The sequence below is a fragment of the Maridesulfovibrio pacificus (SeqCode) genome (assembly GCF_048612815.1).
In the GTDB taxonomy this organism is placed as follows: domain Bacteria; phylum Desulfobacterota; class Desulfovibrionia; order Desulfovibrionales; family Desulfovibrionaceae; genus Maridesulfovibrio; species Maridesulfovibrio pacificus.
In genome coordinates, this window is sequence record NZ_JBLZNE010000001.1 from 3,519,261 (window position 1) to 3,542,721 (window position 23,461).

27 protein-coding genes are annotated in these 23,461 nt (G+C 49.1%); 15 read left to right on the plus strand and 12 right to left on the minus strand.

Going from position 1 to position 23,461, the window contains the following annotated elements; all coding sequences use genetic code 11:
* Nucleotides 1-61: 61 nt before the first annotated feature.
* Nucleotides 62-1,174, plus strand: a complete 1,113-nt coding sequence (gene rsgA, locus ACNI23_RS16285; RefSeq protein ID WP_420250286.1) for a ribosome small subunit-dependent GTPase A — start codon at nucleotides 62-64, stop codon at nucleotides 1,172-1,174.
* A gap of 104 nt (nucleotides 1,175-1,278) precedes the next feature.
* Here rsgA and ACNI23_RS16290 read toward each other — a convergent pair whose 3' ends face one another.
* Entirely contained in the window at nucleotides 1,279-1,719 is a 441-nt protein-coding gene (locus tag ACNI23_RS16290) for a universal stress protein (RefSeq protein ID WP_012765776.1), read from the minus strand.
* Between the two features lie 288 nt (nucleotides 1,720-2,007).
* Here ACNI23_RS16290 and ACNI23_RS16295 point away from each other — a divergent pair, with 288 nt between their 5' ends.
* Nucleotides 2,008-2,496, plus strand: a complete 489-nt coding sequence (locus tag ACNI23_RS16295; RefSeq protein ID WP_420250288.1) for a hypothetical protein — start codon at nucleotides 2,008-2,010, stop codon at nucleotides 2,494-2,496.
* A 261-nt stretch (nucleotides 2,497-2,757) separates the two neighbouring features.
* On the opposite strand, the gene dsrP is transcribed toward ACNI23_RS16295, so the two are convergent.
* Genes dsrP through ACNI23_RS16325 form a run of 6 tightly spaced genes read right to left on the minus strand, consistent with a single transcriptional unit; the run spans nucleotide 2,758 to nucleotide 8,344 of the window.
* Nucleotides 2,758-3,930 carry a sulfate reduction electron transfer complex DsrMKJOP subunit DsrP gene (gene dsrP / locus ACNI23_RS16300; protein ID WP_420250290.1) on the minus strand — a complete coding sequence of 391 codons (1,173 nt, stop codon included), beginning with the start codon at nucleotides 3,928-3,930 and terminating at the stop codon, nucleotides 2,758-2,760.
* 14 nt (nucleotides 3,931-3,944) lie between these two features.
* A complete protein-coding gene (gene dsrO / locus ACNI23_RS16305) occupies nucleotides 3,945-4,724 on the minus strand; it encodes a sulfate reduction electron transfer complex DsrMKJOP subunit DsrO (RefSeq protein WP_420250292.1) in 780 nt (259 codons plus the stop codon).
* Entirely contained in the window at nucleotides 4,724-5,101 is a 378-nt protein-coding gene (gene dsrJ / locus ACNI23_RS16310; protein WP_012765780.1) for a sulfate reduction electron transfer complex DsrMKJOP subunit DsrJ, read from the minus strand. The genes dsrO and dsrJ overlap by 1 nt, the downstream gene beginning before the upstream one ends.
* 3 nt (nucleotides 5,102-5,104) lie before the next feature.
* Entirely contained in the window at nucleotides 5,105-6,712 is a 1,608-nt protein-coding gene (gene dsrK / locus ACNI23_RS16315; RefSeq protein ID WP_420250294.1) for a sulfate reduction electron transfer complex DsrMKJOP subunit DsrK, read from the minus strand.
* Between the two features lie 58 nt (nucleotides 6,713-6,770).
* Nucleotides 6,771-7,766, minus strand: coding sequence for a sulfate reduction electron transfer complex DsrMKJOP subunit DsrM (dsrM, locus tag ACNI23_RS16320; RefSeq protein ID WP_420250295.1), 996 nt, complete (start codon nucleotides 7,764-7,766; stop codon nucleotides 6,771-6,773).
* Nucleotides 7,767-7,813: 47 nt separating this feature from the next.
* Complete coding sequence (locus tag ACNI23_RS16325) at nucleotides 7,814-8,344, minus strand: RsbRD N-terminal domain-containing protein (protein ID WP_420250297.1); 531 nt, start codon at nucleotides 8,342-8,344, stop codon at nucleotides 7,814-7,816.
* A 376-nt stretch (nucleotides 8,345-8,720) separates the two neighbouring features.
* On the opposite strand from ACNI23_RS16325, the gene sfsA reads away from it, so the two are divergent.
* Nucleotides 8,721-9,440, plus strand: a complete 720-nt coding sequence (sfsA, locus tag ACNI23_RS16330; protein WP_420250299.1) for a DNA/RNA nuclease SfsA — start codon at nucleotides 8,721-8,723, stop codon at nucleotides 9,438-9,440.
* Between the two features lie 294 nt (nucleotides 9,441-9,734).
* Here sfsA and ACNI23_RS16335 read toward each other — a convergent pair whose 3' ends face one another.
* The 5 genes from ACNI23_RS16335 to ACNI23_RS16355 form a co-directional block, all read right to left on the minus strand.
* Nucleotides 9,735-10,238, minus strand: a complete 504-nt coding sequence (locus ACNI23_RS16335; RefSeq protein ID WP_012765785.1) for an acyl-CoA thioesterase — start codon at nucleotides 10,236-10,238, stop codon at nucleotides 9,735-9,737.
* 82 nt (nucleotides 10,239-10,320) lie between these two features.
* Nucleotides 10,321-10,557: a hypothetical protein gene (locus tag ACNI23_RS16340; protein WP_012765786.1), complete on the minus strand. Its 237-nt coding sequence runs from the start codon at nucleotides 10,555-10,557 to the stop codon at nucleotides 10,321-10,323.
* A 265-nt stretch (nucleotides 10,558-10,822) separates the two neighbouring features.
* The gene (locus ACNI23_RS16345) at nucleotides 10,823-11,986 is read right to left on the minus strand and encodes a hypothetical protein (protein WP_420250300.1); all 1,164 of its coding nucleotides are present in this window, start codon (nucleotides 11,984-11,986) and stop codon (nucleotides 10,823-10,825) included.
* A gap of 65 nt (nucleotides 11,987-12,051) precedes the next feature.
* On the minus strand, nucleotides 12,052-13,140 hold the full coding sequence (locus ACNI23_RS16350) for a (Fe-S)-binding protein (RefSeq protein ID WP_420250302.1): 1,089 nt from the start codon (nucleotides 13,138-13,140) through the stop codon (nucleotides 12,052-12,054).
* A gap of 24 nt (nucleotides 13,141-13,164) precedes the next feature.
* A complete protein-coding gene (locus ACNI23_RS16355; protein ID WP_420250304.1) occupies nucleotides 13,165-13,734 on the minus strand; it encodes an OB-fold protein in 570 nt (189 codons plus the stop codon).
* A gap of 278 nt (nucleotides 13,735-14,012) precedes the next feature.
* Here ACNI23_RS16355 and ffh point away from each other — a divergent pair, with 278 nt between their 5' ends.
* The 12 genes from ffh to ptsP all read left to right on the plus strand — a co-directional run bounded on the left by ffh (nucleotide 14,013) and on the right by ptsP (nucleotide 23,452).
* Nucleotides 14,013-15,530 (plus strand): signal recognition particle protein, encoded by a 1,518-nt coding sequence (gene ffh / locus ACNI23_RS16360; protein WP_420250306.1) that lies wholly within the window; start codon nucleotides 14,013-14,015, stop codon nucleotides 15,528-15,530.
* 72 nt (nucleotides 15,531-15,602) lie between these two features.
* Nucleotides 15,603-15,839: a 30S ribosomal protein S16 gene (rpsP, locus tag ACNI23_RS16365; protein WP_012765791.1), complete on the plus strand. Its 237-nt coding sequence runs from the start codon at nucleotides 15,603-15,605 to the stop codon at nucleotides 15,837-15,839.
* A gap of 78 nt (nucleotides 15,840-15,917) precedes the next feature.
* Complete coding sequence (locus ACNI23_RS16370; protein ID WP_012765792.1) at nucleotides 15,918-16,151, plus strand: KH domain-containing protein; 234 nt, start codon at nucleotides 15,918-15,920, stop codon at nucleotides 16,149-16,151.
* A gap of 34 nt (nucleotides 16,152-16,185) precedes the next feature.
* Nucleotides 16,186-16,743: a ribosome maturation factor RimM gene (gene rimM, locus ACNI23_RS16375; RefSeq protein WP_420250307.1), complete on the plus strand. Its 558-nt coding sequence runs from the start codon at nucleotides 16,186-16,188 to the stop codon at nucleotides 16,741-16,743.
* Nucleotides 16,744-16,784: 41 nt separating this feature from the next.
* The gene (gene trmD / locus ACNI23_RS16380; protein ID WP_420250308.1) at nucleotides 16,785-18,095 is read left to right on the plus strand and encodes a tRNA (guanosine(37)-N1)-methyltransferase TrmD; all 1,311 of its coding nucleotides are present in this window, start codon (nucleotides 16,785-16,787) and stop codon (nucleotides 18,093-18,095) included.
* A 46-nt stretch (nucleotides 18,096-18,141) separates the two neighbouring features.
* Nucleotides 18,142-18,492: a 50S ribosomal protein L19 gene (gene rplS, locus ACNI23_RS16385; RefSeq protein WP_420250309.1), complete on the plus strand. Its 351-nt coding sequence runs from the start codon at nucleotides 18,142-18,144 to the stop codon at nucleotides 18,490-18,492.
* A gap of 147 nt (nucleotides 18,493-18,639) precedes the next feature.
* Complete coding sequence (rnhB, locus tag ACNI23_RS16390; protein ID WP_420250311.1) at nucleotides 18,640-19,296, plus strand: ribonuclease HII; 657 nt, start codon at nucleotides 18,640-18,642, stop codon at nucleotides 19,294-19,296.
* Entirely contained in the window at nucleotides 19,278-19,682 is a 405-nt protein-coding gene (locus ACNI23_RS16395) for a YraN family protein (protein ID WP_420250313.1), read from the plus strand. The genes rnhB and ACNI23_RS16395 overlap by 19 nt, the downstream gene beginning before the upstream one ends.
* Nucleotides 19,624-20,466 carry a 16S rRNA (cytidine(1402)-2'-O)-methyltransferase gene (rsmI, locus tag ACNI23_RS16400; RefSeq protein WP_420250314.1) on the plus strand — a complete coding sequence of 281 codons (843 nt, stop codon included), beginning with the start codon at nucleotides 19,624-19,626 and terminating at the stop codon, nucleotides 20,464-20,466. The genes ACNI23_RS16395 and rsmI overlap by 59 nt, the downstream gene beginning before the upstream one ends.
* Before the next feature lie 95 nt (nucleotides 20,467-20,561).
* Entirely contained in the window at nucleotides 20,562-21,308 is a 747-nt protein-coding gene (locus ACNI23_RS16405) for a PTS system mannose/fructose/sorbose family transporter subunit IID (RefSeq protein WP_420250316.1), read from the plus strand.
* Between the two features lie 41 nt (nucleotides 21,309-21,349).
* Complete coding sequence (locus ACNI23_RS16410) at nucleotides 21,350-21,667, plus strand: HPr family phosphocarrier protein (RefSeq protein WP_420250318.1); 318 nt, start codon at nucleotides 21,350-21,352, stop codon at nucleotides 21,665-21,667.
* Nucleotides 21,668-23,452 (plus strand): phosphoenolpyruvate--protein phosphotransferase, encoded by a 1,785-nt coding sequence (gene ptsP / locus ACNI23_RS16415; RefSeq protein WP_420250319.1) that lies wholly within the window; start codon nucleotides 21,668-21,670, stop codon nucleotides 23,450-23,452.
* Nucleotides 23,453-23,461 lie beyond the last annotated feature (9 nt).

A 23,461-nucleotide genomic window follows, 5' to 3' on the forward strand; every position in this document is an offset into this window, starting at 1 on the left:
ATGGCGGTTTAGCAAATACATAACCGTTATGTCTCAGCTTATTAATAAATGGTAACACCAAATGATGAATATTTTAGAATTGGCAGAAAGCTTATCAAATCAAACAAAACTCAAAACAATGGGCTGGTCCGACTTCTTTCAGGAAAAAGTCTGTAACACGGATACCCCGGCAAGGGTCGTAAGTGTGAACAAAGATATATTTCTGGTGAGTCAGGGAGCTGAAGATTCACAGGTCACACTTTCAGGAAAAGTACGCCACAAGTCAGGCGCGGATTCTGAAAATATGTTTCCTGTTATCGGCGATTGGGTGCTCTTACGGGATGCTGTAATCGATAAGGTTCTGCCCAGACGCAACGCTCTTTCGCGTGGTGCAGCCGGAGGACGCGGTAAAAGTCATGGCGCTGCCATGAAAGAGCAGGTTATGGCTGCCAATCTGGATACGGTGTTGATTGTTTGCGGTTTGGACCGCGATTATAATGTTCGACGCATCGAGCGTTATCTGACTTTGGTCTATAATTGCAATTTGTCTCCAGTAGTAGTCCTGACAAAGGCGGATTTACATGATGCCCCCCTAGAGTGCGTGGACGAGGTCGAATCTGTTGCTTTCGGCGTTCCTGTCCATCTCGTGTCTGCTGATGACGAAAGCGGGGTTTTGGAGCTGGAACAATACTTGTCTACGGGCAGGACCGCTACCATGATAGGTTCCTCCGGAGCTGGTAAATCTACGCTTTTGAACAGGTTGTACGGTAACTCCGTGCAGCAGACAGGAGCCGTCAGCCAGAGTGTGGGGAAAGGCAGGCATACCACGACAGGACGTGATTTGATTGCCATGCCGCAAGGTGGTTCGTTGATCGACAATCCGGGGATTCGTGAAATTGCGTTCTATGCCGAAGATGGAGGTGTAGAAAGCTCTTTTGCCGACATAGAGGACTATGCCCGCTATTGCCGGTTTCCGGATTGCGATCACCTGAATGATCCCGGCTGTAACGTGTTGAAGGCCGTAGAGAATGGTGATCTTTCTACTGAAAGATTGGAAAGCTATCGCAAAATGAAACGTGAGCTCGATTATGTCTCACAGCGACAGCACAAAACTGCCGACCGAGTCGAAAAAGAGCGCTGGCGCGATGTAGCTATGAAAATCAAAGCGGTTAATAAAAGTTGGAAAAGGAGATAGAGAAACCAAGCCCCCCGCTCATGGCTAAACGGGGGGCTTTTTAAGGTTAGTGAGGTCGACCTTTAGATCGGGTGATGACCTTAAGGTCCGTTATAAGGTTATTCCTAGGAGGGTCTGACAGTCAAAACAGGGCTCTTGGCGGACTTAACCACCTTTTCAGCTACGGAACCGAACAGGATGCGGTCGATTCCGGCACGTCCATGGGTTCCCATGACGATCATGTCTGCATTTTCGCTTTCAGCAATAGCGAGAATTTCTTCAGCTGCATAACCGGTAACAACCTTACCGTTTGCAGTTACATCCTTGAAGTTCTCGGTGATGAAAGTTTCCATTGTCGAGTCAGCGCCTGTTACAATTTCACCTACGAAATTTTCAATGGAGCTGGGTGGTACATGGAAACCCACATATTGATCCAGTGACGGAGCCACGTAAAGGCAGATGATATCTGCTCCCAGGGTCTTTGCCAGGGTGCTAGCGTATTCTGCTACAACGGGGCTGTGATCCGAAAAGTCCACTGCACAGAGTATCTTCTTGATTTCAGCCATATGCTACCTCCATAATTCAAGGTTTGTGCATGGAAAGAAAGTGCATTTCTAAAATTTCTTACTTCTAATAATATCTGATTATTACCGACATGGACAAGCTTTTTCTTATACTTTATCCTGCAAGAGGAAAAAAAGTCTTACTGCGATTAAAAATGAGTAGAAAGGGGCAGTTTTTTCCGAGTCTATAAGAAATGTAAAGCCAGTAAAATCAGTCTTTTGAGTGTAAGTCTAGACTTTGGCAAGGTCATTGCATGTCAAAGGGTGAAACCAAAGGCTGAGGAGTATAATATGAAGATAAGTCCTGAACAGATTGAAGCCTTAAAGCTGCAACAGCAGCAGGAAAACAAGGCAAAGAAGGTTGACGGGGCAGCGTTCGGCGAATTCCTTAATAAGGAAGTTCAGCAGGGTGCAGCGCAGCAAAACAGCGCAGCATCAGCACCGCCGGTGCCGGGTCTTCAGGTCAATCCCCTGTTGCAGGTGCAGCAGGCCGCTCAAGTTCAGCAGACCGCTCAGGTAAGCGAAAGTGAGTTTGTCGGCAAGGTGGAAGACCTTTTCGGAAAGCTTGAAAGCTACGCCCAGCAGCTCGGTTCCTCTGGTGAAGCCGGGTTGAAGCAGGCCTATTCGACTCTTGAAGGTATTCAAGGTGGAGTTGAGTCCCTCAAGAAGGATTGGCCCGGTGTGCAGAGCGAGAATCCGGAACTGGGTTCCATAGTATCCGAACTGGAAACCGTAGCCGTGACCGAACAGATCAAATTTAACCGGGGAGATTACGTATAGTCGCTCATACGTAATCCCCCTTCGCAAGGTTTTTCTTACGCGAGAAAGCCGCTCATTCTTTTTAGGATGAGCGGCTTTTTAATGCTACTTAATCGATAACTGTCCAGTGCCTTGTGCGATAGCTGACGGTAGTATTTGAGTCGTCTTTACAGATTGATAGTATTTATTGGTAGAAATTTATCGGGATTTCCGAAGTTAATAAAAGAAGCCCCCTGCCTCGTCAGAAGCAGGGGGCTTTCAAGTTCGGTAATCCGTCAGTGACTAGTCTTCAGTAGTCAGCTGTCCGATTTCGCGCTTAACGTCTGTGGCAATCTTGTAAAGGAAAGTCAGAGTCAGTGCGCCGAGTGCGTAAACCATGAATGAAATCATGAGTTCTTTACCGGTGGGCCAGTAAACGGTGACTTCATTGAAGGGGTTCGGTGTGAAACCACCGATCAGCAGGCCGAGACCCTTATCAATCCAGGTTGCGATAACGAGGATAGCGAGGGACCAGGGCAGCAGCTTCTGGTTGTAACGCAGTTTGGGCGGAATGAGCAGCGCAAGGCTAAGAATAGCAAAGGTTGCTGCAGTCCACATCCAGGGCACGAGCTCAGTATGGCCGTGTTCACCTGCGAACAGGTAGACCAGAGAGTGCATGTGTCCGGGCATATTGGAGTAGAATGCGGTGAATACTTCAAGCAGGAAGAAGAAGACGTTCACGCACATTGCGTAAGTGATAATAGTTGTGAGAGTTCCGATTGCGCCTTTGCCGGGCTCGTACTTGGTGATCTTGCGCACGAGGAAAACCACGAGCAGCAGGATTGCAGGACCGGAGCAGAACGCAGATGCCAGGAAGCGGGCAGCCAGAATGGCGGTGAGCCAGTAGTGGCGGCCGGGCAGACCGGCATACAGGAACGCGGTAACGGTGTGGATGGAGAATGCCCATACGATGGAGGTGTATACCAGAGGCTTAACCCATTTAGGATGGGATACGCGCTGGCGGTCACACTCAAGGCAGGTCCAGCCGATTACAACGTTCAGGATCAGATATCCGTTCAGAACGATCATATCCCAGAAGAGGATAGAGTTCGGAGTCGGATGGAAGATGATGTTCAGCATACGCTGGGGCTGTCCAATGTCGACGATGATGAAACCGAGACACATGACAACGGCAGCGATAGCCATGAATTCACCCATAATTACCATGCCTTTGAACTTCTTGTAATGATGGAAGTAGTAAGGCAGTACGATCATAACACCGGATGCAGCGAGACCGACAAGGTAGGTGAACTGTGCAATATAGAAACCCCAGGAAACATCACGGTTAAGACCGGTGATGGTCATCCCTTCCTGAAGCTGAGTCAGATATGTGCAGAAACCGGCACCGATAATGAGCAGCAGGAAACCAATCCAAGCCCAGTATTTCGGTCCGCCTCTAAAAGCTTTTTCGAGCATATCAGGCTTCCCCCCTAAATGATGTAGTAAACGCCGGGCTCAGTGCCTGCGGTCGGTTTTCTACGGATGGTGAAGTTCTCACGCAGGGCCTTTCTCACATTGGAGTTGGGATCCTGCAGATCGCCGAAGATGATCGCGCCAGCGGATTTTTCCACACATGCAGGCATTTCTCCTACAGCGAGACGCTCAACACAGAAGTTGCATTTTTCAACTACGCCGCGCATGCGAGTGGGGAACTTCTTATTGATCTTGTCCATATCCATGTGGAGTCTGGGATCACTGAAGTTAAAGCTACGTGCGCCGTAGGGGCAGCCAGTCATACAATAACGGCAGCCGATGCAGCGGTGGTAGTCCATGGCAACGATGCCGTCAGGGCGCTTGAAAGTCGCCTTGGTGGGGCAAACGCGTACACATGAAGGAGACTCGCAATGGTTGCAGAGTAAGGGGAATCTGTGTGTTTCTTGAGCTTCAGAAGGAAAGTTATTCACCTGTTCAGGGAATACTTCACCGTAAGTACCGGACCACAACCATTTGATTTCCTCATCGGAGTCGATTTTGGGAACGTTGTGGAAGTGGTGGCATACTTCAGCCAGAGATTCAATTGCTTCTTCAGTATTAATTTTGCGGGAGTCAATGACCATTGCCCAGCGCTTTGCGTGGATAGCATTGTCGTTAACTGCTGCATGAGCTCCACCGCTGGGTCCACCGGATGCCATAACAGCGGTGGGTGCGATGCAGAGTCCGGCAGCGGAAAGGCCTGCAAACTTAAGGAAGTTTCTTCTACTCTGTTTCATTATTTAGCCTCCTTGGGAGGTACGTGGCAATCCCAGCAGTAGGGAGTTACACTCGCATCAACGTGGCACTTGTCGCAGAACTGTTCCTTGCTGGTGTGGCACTGCATACAGGTGTTCTGAAGGCTGATGGTGTATTTATCGCCTTTAGCACTGATGTAAGTTCTTTTGCCTTCGCGAAGAGCCATATCTCTCCACTCGTCAAGAAGCTTCATGTGGTTCTCACGCATGTTCTGGGTGGGAGCAACACAGATTTTAGCATTCTTGGGCAGTTCTACCTTCGGCTCTTCATAGCTTCCGCCGATGTTGAACCAGAAAGGCATGGACACCAGGCCGAGGAAGATAACCAGTCCGGTTATAATTTTTCCACCGTAGTGCATGATTTAACCCTCCTTCCCGGGCAGAGGATTGAAACGAAGGTCTGTTTCCCTTTCTTTTTCGCCGTCAAGGATGAGAGCGTTACCAACCAGTTCGTGAACACCGCAGACGTCTACGCCGGGTGCCCAGTAGTTGGCCAGGGGAAGCAGGGTTGCACGGTCGATAGCGCAGATGCAGGAAAGCATGTTTACATCGTGCTCTTCCTGAACGGCTTTCAGTGCGTTACCGCGAGGCAGACCGCCGCGCATACGGATTTCCATGATTTCGTCAGTGTTCAGGCCGGAACCGCCAGCGCAGCAGAATGTTTGCTCACGGATGGTCTGTTCGGGCATTTCAAAGAAGTTTTTAACAACGTTCTTAATGACGTAACGAGGCTCATCCATGAGGCCCATGGCGCGAGCGGGGTTACAGGAATCGTGGAAGGTTGCACGGATATGGTCGTTTCTGCTGGGATCAAGCTTCAGTTTGTTGTGCTTGAGCAGGTCAGCAGTAAACTCAGTGATGTGAACCATCTTGGTCTGGCGTGCGTTTTCGAACACGGTACCGGTGATGGGGTTCACGGGAACTTCAAGGTTGTTCGCCGGACCGTTCATGGTATCCATGTACTGGTTGATAACACGCCACATGTGGCCGCACTCACCGCCGAGAATCCATTTTGCTCCGAGGCGATCAGCTTCGGCGTACATCTTGGCGTTCAGTTTCTTCATCATATCAGCAGAGGTGAAGAGACCGAAGTTACCGCCTTCAGATGCGTAGGTGGACAGGGTGTAGTCAAGACCGATGTGATCGAACAGCATCAGGTAACCCATGAAGGTATAGATGCCGGGATCAGCGAAAACGTCACCGGAAGGAGTGATGAATATAACTTCATGACCCTTTTCGTTGATGGGTACGTTCAGGCGTTTACCGGTGATTTCTTCGATATCGTCAACCATGAAGTCAACGATGTCTTTGAATGCGTGGGGCTGGATACCGAGGTGGTTACCTGTACGGTTACAGTTGGAAACCGGCTCAAGAATCCAGTTGATGTTCACACCGCAGAGGTGCAGCAGTTCACGCGCCATCATGGTGATTTCCGCTGTGTCGATGCCGTAAGGGCAGAACAGGGAACAACGACGGCACTCCGTGCACTGGTAGAAGTAAATGAACCATTCTTTGAGAACATCTTCGGTCATAACCCTGGACCCGGTGAGGGTGCTGAGGATTTTACCGGCCATGGTGAAGTCCTTGCGGTAGATGGAACGCATAAGTTCCGCACGCAGGACGGGCATGTTCTTAGGATCACCGGAACCGATGAAGAAGTGGCATTTGTCTGCACAAGCACCACAGCGAACACAGATGTCCATGAATACTTTCAGTGAACGATACTTATCGAGTCTTTCCTTGAAACCTTCGTGGACGATGTCCTGCCAGTTCTCAGGAAGCTTCCAATCCACGTCAGCGGGGTTCCACTCACGAGGGTTGGGGAAGCCGAGGTACTCGAGTTTTTCCGCTTTTGCGGGATAACACCAGTTGCCCGGAGAGGTATCTACCGGGGTGTCCATCCACCCAGTGGACGGCGGTGTATAATTAATGCTTTTAAAAAGCTCATCAGCTTTTGGGAGGTCAGCCATGTCAACTCCTCATCAAAAGATATTTAAGGTCTGTCCGGCATAGGTCTTATAAGACGCTCTATGCCTTTTTTTCCACCGGGAGACCCGCTTCAATCATTGCTTCCCTGAACTCATCTTCATAAGCCTCATAGCTGTGGGGCTTGATGTTAGGATCGTTCCAGGGGTTCTCGTGATGGTTGATACGGGTATCGTTGGGCATGTTCCTTGTGGGAGACAGGAATACGCCGCCCGCGTGCATCAACTTACTGAAGGGGAAGTAAACCAGCAGCACACACACGAGGAAGAGGTGGATGTAGAACACCACGCTCACACCTGCGGGAATAACGGGGCTGAAGGTAACAAGACCCATGGTAAGCTTCTTGATGGCCATAATATCTACGTGCTCAAAGTAGCGCATGTAGATGCCGGAAAGGGCGATGCCGATGATGAGAAGCAGCGGGAAGTAGTCGGTTACCAGAGAGATGTAACGCAGTTTGGGATCCTGAAGTCTGCGGCTAAGCAGGAAGCCGAGGCCGGCAAGAATCAGGAGGTCTGACATGTACAGTCTGGGTACACCGAGCTGCATGATACCGTCAATCATTTCCACGAAGCCGATGCAAGCAGGCACGGGTTCGAAGAAGAGTCTCATGTGCCTGATCACGATGAGCAGGAATGAGTAGTGGAAGAGCAGGGAAAACAGCCACAAATATTTAGATGAGGCGTAAGTTACTCTTCCGTCCCTGAGTTCTACTTTGGTGTTCCTGAAGAGGGAACGAAAGCAACAGATCTCAAGGACCATACGGATAAAAGTTTGACCCGGGGTCACGGGGTTGTCAAAGCGGTCATGCTGGATAAAATCCAGAGACTTCTGCTGTCCGCCCGTGGTCGGGATACGAAAAGGAACCGGGCTTTTTGCCCAGCCGATAATCCGGTTGGCAAAGCCTACCAGAAATACGGCAACTGCTACATACGGTAACAGAGTGCCGAACAGTCCTGCCATATGTGCGGAACCCACTCCGAAGAGTGCGATGAGCACCAAGGCAAAAACTAAAACGAGTGAGTACAAAGCGTTCATCTACCTTCACCTCGCTTATACGTTTGGCTTCCTTGGGAAGCCGGCCACTACACCTGTCCGGCCCCTTTGGCCGAAACGTCCTCGATTTTGTTGACCCGCCGAAGGAGCATGTGATGTGATCTTTTGATTTCATCAATTCTCATTTGCGCAATCAAATCCCTATTCTTGGTATAGATGTCGAACGCGATAAGTCCCAGATTGTCTATCCGGGCCTCAAACGCGAGCAACTCATCAAGTTTGCCTTCTTTTTTCAGTTCCTCCATGAACTCGTCTCTCAGGAGTTTCTTGAAAAGGAAGACAAAGCTTAAAGCTTTGGATGGTGCAAAATCCTGTACGGTCCTGATTCTGATCAGTTCGTCAAGGGAGTTTGCTAGATCGTCGGCACTTTTCCATTCAAGGATAAGGTCAAAAAGTTCGCCGGTGACCTTCTTGATGGTGACCCCGACAGGGTTGGTAAACTGGTCGCTGTTTGATCTCCAAACTTCCTGTGTTTCCTTAGGATAGGAAGACAGAACCAAATCATACCACTTAGCTGTAAGGTCTTCTTTTCTTTCCGACAATTTTTGTACAAGACTCATGTTTATTACCTGTATTGTAAACAATAATAAATTTCAGGCCGCTGCACTGTTTTTTATGCAGGGTCCGGAAATAGAGTTTGGCTTGGGAAAAAGCCAAAAATGTGAATTCTGTCACACTGTGACTAACAGGACGATATTCCAGATACCCAGTGATTCGTCAAGGGGTTTTAGGCCTTAGTCCGGCTATCAGATGGTATGAAAATCATTGTCAAACTAGGCTTTTCAGCTTCATATTAGGGGCTTCTCCGTGGATTGTGAATGCTCAACCTTCCTCTATACGGGAAGCAAACCTCTTTGATATTTAGCTTTGTTGATGTTCGTAAAAAAGCCCCACCGTTTCGGTGTAGATATCATCACGTCCTCAAAGGAATGTAAAATGTCAGAACCGTTAATTTTTTATCCGCAAAATTGTCGTCGGGCAGTTTTTGTCCGGCGGTACAAACGTTTCACCGTAGAGGCGATGCTCGATGGTGAGGTTGTCGGTGTTCATACTAATAATACCGGATCTATGCTTGGGCTGTTGCGTGAGGGGCAGGAAATCTATATTTCTCCGGCCCAGAATCCTCTGCGCAAACTCAAGTGGACCCTTGAGGCAGTCATGCCGTTCGGGGAAATGATAGGTGTTAATACTGCTGTCCCTAACAAAATGCTGCAGCTGGCTTTTGAAGCCGGACAGCTTCCTGAGACCGGCGGCTATACAACTATCAAGCGTGAAGCGAAGGTCGGCAACAGTCGTCTTGATGGCCTGTTTACCGATGATTCCGGCAAGCTGCCCAAACTTTGGGTGGAGTGTAAGAACGTAACCCTCGTAGAGGATGACGTTGCCTGCTTCCCGGATGCCCAGACTGAGCGCGGTCGCAAGCATCTGGTCGAGCTTATGGATCTTGCTGCAAAAGGAGATCGTGTCGCCTTATTCTTTTTTGTGCAACGCACTGACGGTAGTTGTTTCGGTCCCGCAGATTTTATTGATCCTGAGTACGCGGAGTTGTTTTACAAAGCTCTAGATGAAGGTGTTGAATGCTGGGCTTACGAAGCTGTCTTAAGCGAGCGGGGGATAGGGATCGGGCGGAAATTGCCGTTGGTTGCTTGTCGATAAGTTCTGCTTTTTTTGTGAAGTCAAAAACGTGGAAAGCCCCTGCATACGAATGTTCGCATGCAGGGGCTTTCCGGCCTTGATGGTGTTGAAAAAGGGCGAGGCGTCCGCCCGGGACCGGGTTAATCCCGACCGGACGCCCTAGGAGCAGGATGCCGAAATTTTTAGCCGGGAGGGTGGAGCTCCCGGCCAGAAACCAGACTCGGAGTAGCTTGCGATCTGATGGTAGATGCAATCAGCACGGATTCGGCTGACTTCGGACGTAATCCGCGCTATTCGAGCTGTGAATGATGAGATTTATTCCTTGCTCCCGTTCTGTGCTGCTGATGCGGTTTCCCGTATCCTTTCTTCCTTGCGCACAGCCCGTCTTTCCATGGCCTCTCTGTTGCGCCTGTGGTCCACTCCGGTCTCTAGGAGCAGTGGTGGTACCGGGGATGGTTTACCGTTTTCCCCCATGGCGACAAATGTAAGATAGGCAGAGTTGGTATGCCTTATCTCACCGGTTAAAAGATTCTCAGCTTCGACCCGGACCCCGATTTCCATAGAGGTCCTACCCACCATATTAACATTTGCATGAAGGTTGATAAGTTCCCCTACGTAAGCAGGGCGAAGGAAATTCATGCGGTCGATGGATGCGGTGACCACCGGCTTGCGTGCGTGACGCATGGCGCAGGTGGCGGCTACCAGGTCCAGTTGTTTAAGCAGAACTCCGCCATGCAGGTTTCCCGCCGGGTTAGTGTCCTGCGGCAGGACCCTGTAGGTCATTAAGGTTCTGCTTTCGCTGATTCTTTTAGGTTTCATAATGGCAACCCTGATCTAATTTGTTTTGCTGACGTCATTCTGTAATACAAATGTATTTTATTTCGTATTACAAAGGTAAGATCTATTTGATTTTACCATACTCGACTCTGGCTTCCCATATCATTTTGGCAATTCTCTTCCCTAAATCCAATTGCCTTGTCTTGATCAGGGCTTCCGCTGCTTCGCGGTTGCCTTCTTGCTTAAGCAAAGTGGCAGACTCCAGATCTCTGAGATAGTTCTCAAATTCCCGGATAAGCTTGGAAAGATTAAGAGTTTCCAGCTCTAAGGGAACTCGTACCGATTTAACTTTTCTGCTCATTTTGCCTGTTTTTACCTGTTGTGTTTGAGTTGGATCTTACTGGTAAAATGACAAATGTCAATACATATGTAATACCAAATGAAATTAATTAGAACTGATGATTGACAGTGATTACATGTTAAAATGACTCTGAAATATAAACATAACAAATTACTTTTGAATTACATTTGTATTACGAAAGTAATCAAAAAACTACCTTAGAAGTAATAGTGCTGAAAAACAGGTGGTTGAAAGTTGTTTGAAGGCTGTTTTGAGGTAGTTGAAACTATTCAAACTTGAATGACTGGACTTCCGGGGTGGTGGCAGTGATGAAAGCAGGGAAAAGGATCAGGGCACATGCAGGGTGATAGAATAAAGGGGAGAAGAAACCGCAGACAATTACGGTCGTGATAAGGCTACCCAGCATTGTGGATGGAAAGCGTTTGTATAATACGGTTCCAGATGCTGCGATAAGGCAAAAGCCTCCCAGTCCCCATGAACTGAGTAAGTGCAGCCAGAAAGGCGGAATATGAAATAGGTAGATTCCGGAACCGGTCCATGTCTGTTGCTGGCCATGCCAGATTGTCCACAGCGAAGCCGGGATATTTAGGGGCAGAGGGACAGTCAGGGGAAATCCGGTCAGTAGAAGCTCCGGGTTGTTGGCAACAAGTTCTAAGATGGAGAACCACAGCCAATAAGAAGGGAGATCCTGTCTGTTCATGAAAGTCATTTCTTGTACTTGCAGGGAAAGGTAGTTGAATAGGAACATACAAAGTACAAGCATAAATTTTTTCAACCCCCCAGTAGGGCTGAAAATGAGCATGATCAGGATTGCTGCAAAAATTATGTCACGTCCTAGAGTGCAGAAGATCCCGGCAAGGATGAGCAGTCGGGGGAATGCGTTTTCTTCTGCGTTATGCAGGCTCGCGCAAAGTCCTACAAGAAGGATTGGGCCGCAGATGCTCGACATTCCGAAGAAAGAAGGGATGGCTGGATCGTGTAATATAAAAAAACGGAGAATGAATTCTGCGCATATGAGTAAAGCCAGCCAGCTTGACCAGAAAGAAATCTGTTTGGTTGTCGGAGGAGGGAATAGGCTTAGCCAAAGAATGGAGACAATTAAAAATAAAAGGGGCTTGGCTGCCATTAACAGGGGTAAATGATCAAGCAACGGCTGAGTTAATCCTGAAAAATATCTAAAAGAAATCCAGGTAATGAGCAGAGCAGGGATTCCGGCTTTAAACCAGAGTGGAGCGACAGTTTCTTTGTCTCCCCGGAGCATCTCCAGGGTGAGTCCTAATACAGCCAGTCCGGTAGCGAGTATCTCTGCCAGATTGGAGGGTGCAGCATATCCGCTCAGGCTGAAGGCTGCCATGGTTAAAGGCAGTCCCAAACTGAAAAGGGCTAAGGGAATCTCTGATACTGTAAGGGCTTTATTGTCTGAACTCATTGGTAATTGTGTTACATTGATCTGTTCAGGATTAGAAGGCCCAATAATGAAAAATGTACAAATTATTAATGTCTGCTGAATCTGAAGATCAGCCGGTTAAGATAGTTAAAGGGGAACGCAACGGGTTTGGGTATTCTTTTGCGTTTTACCAGCAGGATATCAAGTACGTGTGCAGTGGGGTATTTGCAGCCAAGGAAATTAACGCAGCCTGCGCAGTACGTGATCATGGGGACTCCGGTCCTTTGCGCTTCTGTAATGCGCTTGCGTGACCAGTATTCAGCATAGTCTTTTTGATGAAAATTAGTTGCCCCGCCTTCACCGCAGCAGAGTGTATTTGTGCGGCTGTGACGCATTTCCACCACCCTGATCCCCATTGCTTTGAGCAGTGCCCGCACGTTCTTGTGCATCTCTGTCTCATTGCGGATTACACAGGGGTCGTGGATGGTAACTTCTTGAATCGTGGGTCGGACAGGGATAAATTTAGAGACCTTGAGTCTTTTATATATAGAGACAATTTTCAGTTTAGAGTTAAATTCCTGAAAAGTTTTGTGGCAGTTCGGGCAGGCGGTAATGATCTTTTTGACCCCCTTGCGCTCAAGTCTGTGAATCAATCCGGAAAGCGCTTCTTCATGTCTGCTTTTAAGTCCCAGCATCTTGGAAGGCTTGGAGCAGCAGTTAAGGACCAACCCCATGGTCGGTTCTTCCCGTTTGATTATCTTGTATGCTATTTTCGTGGCATCGAGATGCATTGCCGGGAGAGTGCATCCCGGAAAGAATACGGTTCTGCAATTTTCAGGGATGAATTCACCTTTAAAAGGAAAGCGTTGCCCCAGTCGTTCGTAATTGAGGAGCGGATCGTATTTATCTAGACGGAAAATCGCATTGGCCTGCGCATGGTTGCGCAATTCCCTGAACATGCGTTCCGGCTCAGCCGCTACGGGGCAGACCGCGGAGCAGAGTCCGCATATTGAGCAGGCATAGGAACGTATTGAAACCTTGTCTGCGTCTTCCTCGGAAGAAAGAGCCCGCAAGGCGATTGATACAGGGGAGCCGCTTTCAGCCAGAAAGCGGCACTTGGTCATACATTTGCCGCAATCAATGCATTCGTCAGCAATGTGTTGCAATTCTTTTTTTAATTGATCTGATACAGGCATAGGCGCACTTATGAAGACTCCGGCCTACAGCAACTGGCACCCCCATATTTTCACCCTCTTGTTGACGTACTCAGTGCATTTCCCTTTGATACGCACTTTTAAGCCCGGCTTGAGGTTGCTGACTACCGGAATCTGGTCTTCGGTAAAATGACAGATAACTTCGGCGGTAAAATTTGAAATTCCTTTGAGTCCTACATGCAGATCGCCGAATCCTTTTGTTGAAACATCTACTATTTCGCCGGAAACTTCAATGACTTCATTCTGATATTTACCGCTGGCCATAGTGTTGTTTTCAACAAAATCTATATAAAGCTTGTATGATCCCACATGCAGCTTTGATTGACTCAGTTTAACCTCGTTAGCGATGCGTGCGTGCCATGCTCCGAGTGTTTCCTTTTTGTGCGGGGCCACATTCTGGTGTGCGGTAGGTCCTGATTTAATGTTTTTTTGCAAGTCGACCCGGTTGTTCAGTTGGCCTGTAGAATCATAGACATCAGCAACCACTTTACCTTCATTTGAAATGTATATTTTTGATCTTAATCTTCCCATGGGGTCAACAAGATGAAATTCTTCCGCCTTGACGATGTTGGGCATCGTTTGTCTCCTTGAGTTGCATGGATACGGTTATGTAATATTATGCAATTAAACGGTTCATTGTTTAAAAAAGCAAGAAATATTGTAAGCAAATTTTCAAGGTTGTACGATAAGTGTTTGTCATTTTCGAAAAAGTTGATATGAGTCTTCACTTGACTTGGGTAGATAAAAGCTTTAACAGACAACCCCTTTCTTTACGCAATCAGCATCAATCGAGAAAAGGTGGAGCTTTTGAGGTTTTTGCGCGTAAAAATGCTTAGCCGGCGGAGATAAGAGAATTGTTTGACAGCCTATCAGATAGACTTTCCGAAGCCTTTAAAAATTTCAAAGGGCAGGGACGCTTGGATGAAAAAAACATCCAGGCCGGATTGCGCGAAGTGCGCCTTGCCCTTCTCGAAGCGGACGTAAACTACAAGGTCGTTAAAGATTTTGTGGAAAAGGTAAAGGAGCGCGCTCTCGGGCAGGAGGTCCAAAAATCCCTTTCTCCCGGACAGCAGGTAATTAAAGTCGTTAACGACGAACTTACCGAGCTGCTCGGTGGCGAGCAGGAAGGACTGCAGCTCACAAAGGGCAAGCTTTCCAAAATCATGATGGTCGGCCTTCAGGGTTCCGGTAAGACCACTTCTTCTGCCAAGATTGCTTTGTATCTGCGGCGTAAGAAGTTCAAACCCTATCTTGTTCCTGCCGACGTCTACCGTCCCGCTGCGATTGACCAGCTTCATGTGCTGGCCAAACAGCTGGATATGCCGGCCTACCCGTCCACAACGGAAATGAACCCCGTGGACATCTGCCGTGACGCTATGGTCAAGGCTGAAGAGGCTGGTTGTGATGTTCTGCTTTTTGATACAGCCGGACGACTGCATATTGATGAACCCCTGATGGAAGAGCTTTGTTCCATCAAGGAAGAATGTTCTCCGGATGAAATCCTTTTCGTGGCGGACGCAATGACAGGGCAGGACGCTGTCAATGTTGCCTCCACATTTGATGACAAACTTGATGTTACCGGTGTCGTCCTTACCAAAATGGATGGTGATGCCCGAGGCGGTGCGGCGCTCTCCATCAAATCCGTTACCGGTAAGTCCGTTAAGTTTGTCGGTATGGGTGAAAAGCTTTCCGAGCTTGAACTCTTCTACCCGGACAGGGCCGCTTCAAGAATTCTCGGCATGGGGGATGTACTTTCCCTGATCGAGAAAGCCCAGTCTGTGATGGATGAGGGAGAGGCTGAAAAGCTTACCGAGAAATTCCGCAAGGCCGAATTCGACCTTGAGGACTTCCGCACCCAGATGCGCAGAATGAAGAAGATCGGTTCCATGGGTTCGATCATGAAAATGATCCCCGGCCTCGGCGGGCTGACTAAACAGCTCGGCGATATGGAGATTCCGGATAAGGAACTGAACAGGATAGAAGCCATCATCTCGTCCATGACCATGCAGGAGCGCAGGCAACCTAAACTTATCAATCCCAGCCGTAGGCAGAGAATTGCTAATGGTTCCGGTGTTAAGCTTGAAGAGGTCAATCAGATGCTCAAGAACTTTGAGCAGATGAGCAAGATGATGAAGAAAATGATGGGCGGCAAAGGCGGAAAGGGTAAAATGCCCAAGATGCCGAATCTGCCCGGAATGCCCGGACTTGGCGGCGGCGCAGGAATGCCGGGAATGCCCGGTATGGAAGGGTTGGAAGGTATGGAAGGAATGGGCGGAATGCCTCAGCCATCCAAGGCCAAGAGTAAGAAGACCCTTCAGGCCCGCAAAAAGAAAAAGCTTAAGAAGCAAACCCGCAAGAAAAAGAAGAAGTAGTTTTTTGTGGGCATTTGCTTGCAATTTATTAACGAACCACTTAATTTAAGATTATATGGGGGAAAGTAGACAATGGCTATTAAACTTAGACTGACCCGTATGGGCTCCAAAAAACGCCCTTTTTACAGAATCGTAGCAATCAACAGCGAAACCAGACGTGACGGTCGTCCTTTGGACTTCTGCGGTTACTACAACCCTATGGTTGAGCCTGTTGAAGTGAAAATTGACAAGGAAAAAGTAGAGAAGTGGCTTGAGAGAGGCGCTGAGCCTAGCGATACCGTTAAATCTCTCCTCAAAGCAAATTCTTAGGGTTCGTATCTCACCAGGTTCGAATTCTTCTTCACTACTCACGGTACACACTCGAAATCAGAAGCGGAGGTTGTTGGCATGTTGAAGGATTTAGTAGAATACATCGCGAAATCGCTTGTTGACAATCCGGATGAAGTAGTTGTCACCGAGATCGAAGGGGAGCAGACTTCCGTAATCGAACTCAAGGTCGCTAAAGAAGACCTGGGCAAGGTTATTGGTAAGCAGGGCCGCACCGCGCGTGCCATGAGAACCCTGCTCGGTGCTGCATCAACCAAGGTGAGAAAACGCTCTGTTCTGGAAATTCTGGAATAAGAGTCCTCGAACCTGACCATAACGGCAGGCTGCTATGGAAATGCTTGTAGTTGCCGAGGTGGTCAAACCACATGGTCTCAGGGGGGAAGTTTGCATCGAATCTCATGCGGACTCCCCTTTTCTCTTCGACGAGGTCCCCTGTCTGTATCTGGCTAAGAAAGGACAGAAGCCCCGTCGTTTTGTCGTGCGCTCTTCACGTAAACATAAAGGGCGCGTGCTTCTAACCTTCAAGGGTGTTGAAGACCGTGATCAGGCGGAAAACCTGCGCGGTATGGAAATCTTTGTGCGTGAGGCTGATCTTCCCGAATCCGGGGATGACGAAGTTTACATGTACGAGCTTGAAGGTATGAGCGTCGAACTTGAAGACGGGACTGTGGTTGGAACCATTTCGAACTTCATTCTTGCCCCCGGGCAGGAAACATGGGTGATCTCTTCAACAGAGGGCAAGGAAATCCTTTTCCCAGCTGTTGAAGAATTTGTCTTGTCTGTTGATCTGGACGCGGAAAAGGTTGTTGTTGAACCACCCGAAGGGCTGCTCGACATCTACCTGACCGAGGCCGATAAGAAAGATAACGGGAAGAAAAAGAAATAGGTCAGAGTGCCGCTTTTTTAAATTCCAAGGCTGGAACATTAGTGAAATTTAATCTGGTTACACTCTTTCCGGAATTTTTTGATTCCCCGCTGTCTCACGGACTCATGGGTAAAGGCGTTGAAAAGGGTATAGTCTCTTTTAATAAGGTCGACCCCCGTGAGTTTACTACAGACCGTCATAAATCTGTTGACGACCGCCCCTACGGAGGCGGGCCTGGCATGGTCATGTTTATTGATCCAATTGCCAAGGCCCTCGATTCCGTAGGTATAAAGCCTTCTGTGGAAGGAGGCTGCCCCAAGGGTAAAAGGCTGATTATGCTTTCGCCCAAAGGCAAGCCGCTGACCCAGAAGATGGCGGTGGAGCTTTCCAAGGAAGAGGAGCTGACCCTCGTCTGCGGAAGATATGAGGGCATTGATGCCCGCTTTGAAGATATTTTTCCCGTTGAAACAATCTCCGTAGGGGATTTCGTGCTCAACGGGGGCGAAGCCGGGGCCATGTGCCTCATTGAGGCTGTCGCCCGCCTACTGCCGGACTTTATGGGGCATTCCGAGTCCGGTACGGAGGAGAGTTTCTCTTCCGGTCTTCTGGAGTATCCGCACTATACCCGTCCCCCGGAATTTGACGGGCATTCTGTGCCGGATGTTCTCTCTTCAGGCAACCACGCCCTGATCGAAGAATGGAGGAGAAAAAAGTCTCTGGATGAGACCTTGGATGCCCGGCCGGAGCTTTTGGCCGAAGCAGAAGGGTTAAAAAAAGATGATGTGCGTTATTTGCGCACAATACCCCGAAAACGTTTGGGAAAAAATCTTTATATGGCTCTTGTGCACTATCCGGTGCTAAATAAATTTGGAGAAAAGGCCGCTGTTTCTTTGACAAACCTCGATATTCACGATATGTCCCGCGTTTCCCGCTCTTACTCAATTAGTGGATTTTTTGCGGTGACTCCAATCGAGGATCAGAAGAAATTGGCCGAGAGGATTATTTCTCACTGGACCTCGGGACCGGGAAGTAAGTTCAATCCGGACCGCGCTGCAGCTTTTTCCAAAGTAGGAGTTAAAGATTCCCTGCAAGATGTGGTGGAGCATATTGAGTCGGGAACGGGTAAGAAACCGATACTGGTGACCACCAGCGCACGGGGCGCAGGCAGCACGACCATGAATAAGGTTCGTGAAATGTTGCAGGATAATCCCGTTCTGTTGGTTTTCGGTACCGGACACGGGTTGGCCCCCGAAATTCTGGACATGGCAGAAGGCAGCTTACGGCCTATCAGGTTCATGGACGGATACAACCATCTATCAGTAAGAAGTGCGGTGGCGATCACGGTCGACAGGCTGCTTAAAGACGCCTGGTAGATCCGCCTTCGGGTGCCGCAAAAGAATTTATATAAGGAGTAGCGACATGAGCAACGTAATTGCAAAAATCGAACGCGAACAGATGCGTATTGATATGCCCGCTTTCAAAGCTGGCGACACTGTAAAGGTACACCTGCGTATTATCGAAGGTGAAAAGGAACGTATCCAGGTTTTCCAGGGTGCTGTCCTGCGTTTCCGTAACGGTACCACCAACTCCACCTTCACCGTCCGCAAAATTTCTGACGGTATCGGCGTTGAGCGTGTTTTCCCCGTACACTCCCCCTACATCGAGCGTGTAGAGGTAGTTGCTGAAGGTAAAGTACGCCGCAGCCGCATCTACTACCTGCGTGGCCTTAAAGGTAAGGCTGCACGTATCAAGTCCAAACAGGCTTGGTAGGCCACGAAGCATTATGCTTCGCGGTTATACCCGTAAGGACTTACAGTCCGCTACGGGTGCGCAAAATTGTGTTGAAAACCGTCATTCCCGGGCTGGATCAGTTCGGGTATGGCGGTTTTTTACTTTTTAAAGGGTCGGAGTCTGTTCGTGTCTGAAAATTTATTGCCGGGTTTTGAAACTGAAAAACTCATCACTGCTGGAATTGATGAAGCAGGGCGAGGCTGTCTCGCCGGTCCTGTTGTTGCCGGGGCAGTGATATTGCCTGAAGAGTACGATCTGCCGGGACTTACAGACTCCAAGAAGCTCGATGAAGCTGCGCGGGATCGTTTGGCTGTTGAGATCAAGAAGCAGGCTGTCTGCTGGGCGCTGGGTGTTAGCCGCGCGCAGGTTGTGGACCAGATTAATATCTTGCAGGCTACATTTCGGGCTATGGGGCGTTCTGTGCTTCATCTGAAGGTCAAGCCTCAGATGCTAATGGTAGACGGCAATAAGGCCATTCCTGTGCCGTATTTGAATAGTGTGGCAGGATTCAGGCAGGAAGCTGTGGTTAAGGGCGACTTGAAGATTCCGGCAATTTCAGCGGCATCTATTTTAGCTAAGGCTTTCCGGGATAAGCTGATGGTGCAACTGGCGAAGCGTTATGGCGCTTATGGATTTGAAATCCATAAGGGCTATGGAACGAAGGTGCATCTTGACGCACTTAAGGAGCATGGTCCTTGTGCTGTGCACCGATTGACCTTCAAGGGCGTGCTGCCTGAGAAGAAGAAAGCCAAGCAGGAGCGCATGTGTCTCCCCGGCATTTAGATTTCGGTAAGGCGGGCGAGGATTACGCGGCCCGTTTTCTGGAAAATCGCGGATATTATTTGCGCCAGCGTAATTGGCGCTGGAAGCAGTGGGAACTTGATATTATCTGCGAGAAAGACGATGAATTAATTTTTGTGGAAGTGAAGACCAGAGCCGGACGCAGTACGCAATCCGGCATTGAGGCAGTGACTCCGGCCAAGCGCAAGAAGCTGGTCAAGGCCGCGACCCGCTACCTTTCGGCATTTGATCTCTGGGAGAGGCCCTGCCGATTCGATCTGGTTATTGTGAATGATGACGGAACCGGCTTTAGAGCGGAACATATAGAAAATGCATTCGACCTCACCGACTTTATGGGTAGTGGCAACACCGCTTGGCAACCTTGGTGATATTACCGAGCGGGCTAGGAAGGTATTAGCCTCTGCCGATCTGATTTTTGCGGAAGATACCCGCCGCACTGGCAAACTGCTCCAGTCGCTGGACATTACCGGCAAGAGTTTTGTCAGCCTGCATGAGCACAACGAAGAGAAGCGAATCAAAAAAGTGCTGGCCCACTTTGATGAGGGTAATGATGCTGCACTTGTTTCTGATGCCGGAACCCCACTCATGAGCGATCCCGGTTATCGGGTGGTCCGGGCCTGCCGCGAACACGGCGTACGTGTTGTTCCGGTTCCCGGTCCCAGTGCCCCGGTGACAGCTCTTTCGGGCTGTGGCCTGCCACCGTACCCTTTTTCTTTTCTGGGATTTCTGCCGCGTAAGGAAGGGCAGATGCGTAAGCTTTTTGAAGTTTACGGTCAGACCGGGGCTACAATTGTATTTTTCGAGCGTAAATCCCGTTTGCGCGAAACCATGCATCTGGCTTATGAGAGTCTAGGTAACCGTGAATTTGCTATTTGCCGTGAACTTACCAAGGATTACGAAGAGTTCATCAATGGCAATCTGAAAGATTGGTCTGATGTCTCCGAAGAGTTGCGTGGGGAGATCACCGTGGTTATCGGCCCTCCGGTGAATGAAGGTCCGGCATCCGAAGAAGATATTTTCAGAATGATTGATACTGAGATGGAGTCAGGCGACAAGCCTAAAGCTATCGCAAGACGCATCGCCGAAAAGGTCGAAGGCTGGACAGCTAAAGCGGTCTATGAAAAGGTAACTGAAAGGAAAAAAGGCGTTTAGCAGTATTGCTATGAAAGGTGGCGAAGCCTGATTAAAAGGTATTGAGCCGCCGGAAGCGAAATCTTTAATTAAAAGCGCGTAGCGCATCAAAATATATGGATAAAGGGAAAAAGAAATTAGGTCCGGCTTTTGCCAGATGCTTTCTGCGCTCTTATTTTGCGGGAGCGGGATTCAATACCCGCGGCTTGCAGAATATAGGCTTTTCCTATGCCATGCAGCCCGGCCTTGAGGCTATCTATGATGATCATGCGGACCTTGTTAAGGCCCGCAAGCGTTACGTTAAGCATTACAATTCGCATCCGTTCTGGGCTCCGCTTTTGGTCGCGATTTTTCTGTCTGTTGAGGTACAGATCAGAGACGGACGGTTTCCGGTCCAATTGCTGGATAAATTAAAGAACACCACCAGCTATACTCTTTCAGCTATTGGTGATTCGGTTTTTTCCGGTAGCGGACTCATTTTCTGGGCCTTGGCAACCGTGAATATGTTACTGGCTGGTCTTCATTTGCAGGCTATGCTACTCGGTGTATTGATGTTTGCCGGTCTGCAAACGTTCAAGGTCTTCACTTTCTGGTCCGGGAGAAATAAGGGACTGGGATTTTTGGATGAATTGAAAAGATGGGACTTGATCAACTGGGGAGAGCGGCTTAAATACGCCAACGGTTTCCTTGTTTTGTTGATCTGGTTTCAACTATGGCCGCGACCGTTGTTTGCATACGACTGGTTCGGCGGCACCGCAGTGCTCGGAGTACTGGGCTGGCTGGTGGCAACCGGTAAAATTGCCCGGGAAGTAGTGGCAGTGCTGGTGGTTGTTATCGGACTTATGACATTACATATGCTGTGATTTTTTCTTTTGAAGAAATAAGATATAAGGATTAATAACAAATGACTGAAGAGAGTGTGCTTCGCGAAGAGACCCCGGCTGGAGGGGAGGCGATTGTCCGGACTGTGGTTGTTAGCAACCAGTTGGGACTGCATGCCCGTCCGGCAGCAAAACTTGCGCAGGAAGCCCAGAAATATGAAGCGGGCATAGTGGTTGTCTGCGAATCTCAGGAAGTCGATGCCAAGAGTATTCTTGATGTGCTTACTTTGGCAGCCGTTCAGGGCAGTGTCCTTGAATTGCGGGCTGACGGCACTGATGCCGAAGCCGCTCTTGATTGTCTTGAGAGCCTTTTTAAAAACAGATTCGGCGAGGAAAAGTAAGTGGCCAGAGCGGTCGTCAACGGAATATCCGTATCAACAGGTATAGCCATCGGTAAGGCTTTCTTTCTTAACCGCAGTATTTCCTCCAGACTGCCTAGGCAAACTGTGCCTATGCATATGGTTGAGGGTGAGACTGCGCGTATGAAGAAAGGGTTTAGCGATGCAGTGGAAGAGCTCGCAGCTGTGCGGGAAAAGGTCCCCGAAGAGCTGAAAGAACACCAGTTGATCATCGATTCCCACCTGATGATGCTCAAGGACCCCAAACTTCAATCCTCCGCCCTTAAATATATTGACGAACTCAAGATTAATGCCGAATGGGCTTTGGACAAGGCTATAAATGACCTTGAAAAAGCCTTTGGTGCGCTTGAGGATGTCTATATCCGTGAACGTATGCAGGATGTGCGTCAGGTGGCTTTGCGGGTACAGGCGAAACTTATCGGCGGTGAGGCCAATCTGCGTCCTGTTGAAGGGCGCGTGGTGCTCATGGCTCATGATCTGACCCCGGCGGATACCATCGAGCTTGAAGTCAACAAGCTCATGGCCTTTGTGACCACCCTTGGCGGTAAAACTTCCCATACCGGTATTTTAGCCCGGACCCTGAATATCCCGGCCCTTGTCGGTGCGGCGGAGTTGGAAAATTCCGTTGTTGATGGCGACCTGGTCATCATTGACGGGCTGGCCGGAAAGGTGCTGGTTGATCCTTCGGACGAGGAACTTGAGCATTACTATACTCTGGAAACCCAGTTTGATGATTACCAGCGGACGATCATTCGCGGTTGTCAGCTTCCGGCTGAAACAGAGGACGGCTACAGGGTCCACGTCAATGCGAACATAGAACTTTTCGAAGAAGTCGCGGCTGTAATAGATAACGGGGGTGAGGGGATCGGCCTTTTCAGGACCGAGTATGCCTACCTCAACCGAACTGATCTGCCCACTGAGGACGAACTCGCAGAGAAGTATTCCGAGCTTGCGGCTATCATGTCTCCGCGTCCGGTAACCCTGCGAACTCTTGATCTCGGTTCAGACAAATTCATGTCCCATTTCGGGTCGCTGGACGAGGCTAACCCGGCTCTCGGACTGCGGGCTATGCGCTTCTGCCTCAAGCATCAGGAGCTTTTCAGGATTCAGCTGCGGGCTATGCTCCGGGCCAGTGTGCACGGAAATGTTTCGATGATGTTTCCCATGATTTGCGGGCTGAAGGAAGTTTTGCAGGCAAAGTCTGCCCTTGCACGCGCACAGCAGGAATTGCTTGAAGAAGGCATTCCCTTTAATAAAGATATGCCCATCGGGGTTATGATCGAGCTTCCGGCAGCAGTTATGATTGCCGAGATTCTGGCTCAGGAAGTGGACTTTTTCAGTATCGGTACCAACGACCTGATCCAGTACAGTCTGGGTATTGACCGCACTAACCCACATGTTTCCTATCTTTATCAGCCGTTGCATCCGGCTGTTGTGCGTTCAATTAAATACGTGGTCGATGCCGGACACCGGGCTGGTATCGGGGTCAGCCTCTGCGGTGAGGTTGCTTCCGATCCTTACTGCGTCCCGATTCTCATGGGCATGCAGATCGACAGCCTGAGCCTTACCCCGCAGGCCATACCCGGCATCAAACGCATTCTTCGCCAGCTGAATATGCAGGAATGCAAGCAGCTGCTTAAAGATGTGCTTGGTTGCCGTACTGTTAGCAGAATCAACCGTCTTGTTACGGAAAATATTTATAAAAAGTATCCGGAAGAACTGACCTTTTTTGCGTCTCTTCTGGATAATGAAGAGATCACAGGTTAATCAGAAATC

Excerpts from the sequence above, each read along its gene's own strand:
- ACNI23_RS16345 (WP_420250300.1), bottom strand. The coding sequence starts at position 11,986 with ATGAGTTCAGACAATAAAGCCCTTACAGTATCAGAGATTCCCTTAGCC.
- rplS (WP_420250309.1), top strand. The coding sequence starts at position 18,142 with ATGAGCAACGTAATTGCAAAAATCGAACGCGAACAGATGCGTATTGAT.
- rsmI (WP_420250314.1), top strand. The coding sequence starts at position 19,624 with ATGCATTCGACCTCACCGACTTTATGGGTAGTGGCAACACCGCTTGGC.
- ACNI23_RS16290 (WP_012765776.1), bottom strand. The coding sequence starts at position 1,719 with ATGGCTGAAATCAAGAAGATACTCTGTGCAGTGGACTTTTCGGATCAC.
- dsrO (WP_420250292.1), bottom strand. The coding sequence starts at position 4,724 with ATGAAACAGAGTAGAAGAAACTTCCTTAAGTTTGCAGGCCTTTCCGCT.
- dsrJ (WP_012765780.1), bottom strand. The coding sequence starts at position 5,101 with ATGCACTACGGTGGAAAAATTATAACCGGACTGGTTATCTTCCTCGGC.
- rimM (WP_420250307.1), top strand. The coding sequence starts at position 16,186 with ATGGAAATGCTTGTAGTTGCCGAGGTGGTCAAACCACATGGTCTCAGG.
- ACNI23_RS16295 (WP_420250288.1), top strand. The coding sequence starts at position 2,008 with ATGAAGATAAGTCCTGAACAGATTGAAGCCTTAAAGCTGCAACAGCAG.
- dsrM (WP_420250295.1), bottom strand. The coding sequence starts at position 7,766 with ATGAACGCTTTGTACTCACTCGTTTTAGTTTTTGCCTTGGTGCTCATC.
- ACNI23_RS16335 (WP_012765785.1), bottom strand. The coding sequence starts at position 10,238 with ATGAAACCTAAAAGAATCAGCGAAAGCAGAACCTTAATGACCTACAGG.
- rsgA (WP_420250286.1), top strand. The coding sequence starts at position 62 with ATGATGAATATTTTAGAATTGGCAGAAAGCTTATCAAATCAAACAAAA.
- dsrK (WP_420250294.1), bottom strand. The coding sequence starts at position 6,712 with ATGGCTGACCTCCCAAAAGCTGATGAGCTTTTTAAAAGCATTAATTAT.
- ACNI23_RS16410 (WP_420250318.1), top strand. The coding sequence starts at position 21,350 with ATGACTGAAGAGAGTGTGCTTCGCGAAGAGACCCCGGCTGGAGGGGAG.
- sfsA (WP_420250299.1), top strand. The coding sequence starts at position 8,721 with ATGTCAGAACCGTTAATTTTTTATCCGCAAAATTGTCGTCGGGCAGTT.
- ACNI23_RS16340 (WP_012765786.1), bottom strand. The coding sequence starts at position 10,557 with ATGAGCAGAAAAGTTAAATCGGTACGAGTTCCCTTAGAGCTGGAAACT.
- ACNI23_RS16370 (WP_012765792.1), top strand. The coding sequence starts at position 15,918 with ATGTTGAAGGATTTAGTAGAATACATCGCGAAATCGCTTGTTGACAAT.
- rpsP (WP_012765791.1), top strand. The coding sequence starts at position 15,603 with ATGGCTATTAAACTTAGACTGACCCGTATGGGCTCCAAAAAACGCCCT.
- ACNI23_RS16325 (WP_420250297.1), bottom strand. The coding sequence starts at position 8,344 with ATGAGTCTTGTACAAAAATTGTCGGAAAGAAAAGAAGACCTTACAGCT.
- dsrP (WP_420250290.1), bottom strand. The coding sequence starts at position 3,930 with ATGCTCGAAAAAGCTTTTAGAGGCGGACCGAAATACTGGGCTTGGATT.
- ACNI23_RS16405 (WP_420250316.1), top strand. The coding sequence starts at position 20,562 with ATGGATAAAGGGAAAAAGAAATTAGGTCCGGCTTTTGCCAGATGCTTT.
- ACNI23_RS16355 (WP_420250304.1), bottom strand. The coding sequence starts at position 13,734 with ATGCCCAACATCGTCAAGGCGGAAGAATTTCATCTTGTTGACCCCATG.
- ACNI23_RS16350 (WP_420250302.1), bottom strand. The coding sequence starts at position 13,140 with ATGCCTGTATCAGATCAATTAAAAAAAGAATTGCAACACATTGCTGAC.